The sequence below is a fragment of the Microcystis sp. M53598_WE2 genome, assembly GCF_030067735.1.
In the GTDB taxonomy this organism is placed as follows: domain Bacteria; phylum Cyanobacteriota; class Cyanobacteriia; order Cyanobacteriales; family Microcystaceae; genus Microcystis; species Microcystis aeruginosa.
Window position 1 is genome coordinate 1 of record NZ_JASJFE010001071.1, and the last position, 1,817, is coordinate 1,817.

Consider the following 1,817-nt stretch of genomic DNA (forward strand, 5'->3'; position numbering starts at 1 on the left):
CATCCATGGTTCTATTTTAGAATATTCGCTCAATCTGCAAGATATTTATTATCAAGAACCGAATATTATAGCGATTGGTGATGCTGTTTCTACGGTTAACTTTTTAGGAGGGGAAGGTATTCGCTATGCTATGAAAGGAGCCGAAATTGCTTGTCAATACATGGAAGAATATTTACAGGGAAAATCGAGTAGTTTTGCCCCTTATCAACAGAGGATGCAAGAATATTTTCAACCAAAATGGAATTTATCTGCTCGCCTCAGTCGCAAAGTTTATTTAGAATATAGTGATGCGCGTATAGATCAAGGAGTATCCTATCTCAAGTATCTTGCCACCCAAGATATAATCGACATTTTATTTTACTACAAATTTGAAAAATACACAAAAGGGTTAGGAGGATTTCTGCTGGGGAAATTACGTCAATGGTGGCGCAGAATTTTCCCTAGTCAAAAACCTGAGTAAATAGGCTAGGATAAAGCTAAGGAAACAATATTGGTAAAGACCGTGAGTAAGTTTATTCGCTACAGTACAATTATCACTCTGCTGGGTATTTTAGGAGCCTGTAGTGGCAATCCTGCCCTAGAAAATCGTCTGGCTGCCGATCCTAATCTACAAACAAATCCCATACCAGAAAACTCTCCTAATAACCAGCAATTACCCGCAAATTTTCCCGCAGAAATTCCTCGATATAGTCAATCAGAATTATTATCCGTGCAGACAAATCCTGATAATACCGGTGGACAAACCCGTTGGCAATCCAACGATCCCAGCAATGCGATCGAGGCTTTTTATCAACAGGAATTAGTTAATAATAATTGGGAAATTATCACTCCCTTTTCTGGGGAAGGAGTTAATAGCACCTTGACAGCCCGTCGAGATAATTTAGAATTAACTATCACCATAACTGCCACTTCTCCCAATACGGAATATAGCCTCGATTATCGTCCAACGGGAACCCCGATTGCTTCCCCTAGTCCCTCCCCCATTTCTTCCCCCTTACCCAATCTTAATCCCACCAGTTTTAACGATCTCGAATCCTTACCTAATCCCTTAAAAAGCCACATTCAAGACTTAGCTAGATTAGGAGTATTAACAGGTAATAACAATCAGTTTAACCCTAATGATACAATAACGCGCCGAGAATTTGCTCGCTGGTTGTTACAGGCTAATAATGCCATTTATGCCAATGTAGCGGGTAAACAAATCCGTTTAGCTACTCCCAATAGTTCCCCAGCTTTTAGTGATGTTAAAAATAACGATCCCGATTATATTTATATTCAAGGATTAGCGGAAGCGGGGTTAATTCCCTCTCCTTTAACGGGAGATAGTAGCGCCCTTTTATTCCGTCCCAATGCTCCTTTAACCCGGGAAGATTTAATCGCGTGGAAAGTGCCATTAGATATTAGAAAAGCTTTACCGAGTGCCAATCTTGATACGATTAAAAATACTTGGGGTTTTCAGGATACTAATAAAATTAACCCGCAGCTGGTGCGCGCTCTTTATGCCGATTTTCAAAATGCCGAACAAGCCAATATTCGGCGAGTTTTTGGTTTTACTACCCTATTTCAGCCAAAAAGACCGGTAAATCGCGCTGAAGCTGCCGCTACTTTATGGTATTTTGGTTTTCAGGGTGATGGTGTTTCTGCTGCCGATGCTTTGCAGGGTCAAGATACGCAACAGAGTGGGGTTAATTAGGGTTTGCGGCAAAAAGTTTTTCCTGGGGGCAGGGTGTGGGGTGTGGGGTGTGGGGTGTGGGGTGTAGGGTTTTACCGATTTTGAGGGGGTCAATTACCTAATTTTCAGGGAAAAAGTCCAGGAA

2 protein-coding genes are annotated in these 1,817 nt (G+C 41.4%); both read left to right on the forward strand.

Translation table 11 applies throughout. From position 1 onward, the window contains the following. On the forward strand, positions 1–460 hold a 460-nt coding region (locus tag PX636_RS21835), incomplete at its 5' end, for an NAD(P)/FAD-dependent oxidoreductase (RefSeq protein WP_502882919.1). Between the two features lie 30 nt (positions 461–490). After that, on the forward strand, positions 491–1,693 hold the full coding sequence (locus PX636_RS21840; protein ID WP_002797952.1) for an S-layer homology domain-containing protein: 1,203 nt from the start codon (positions 491–493) through the stop codon (positions 1,691–1,693). Positions 1,694–1,817: the final 124 nt, after the last annotated feature.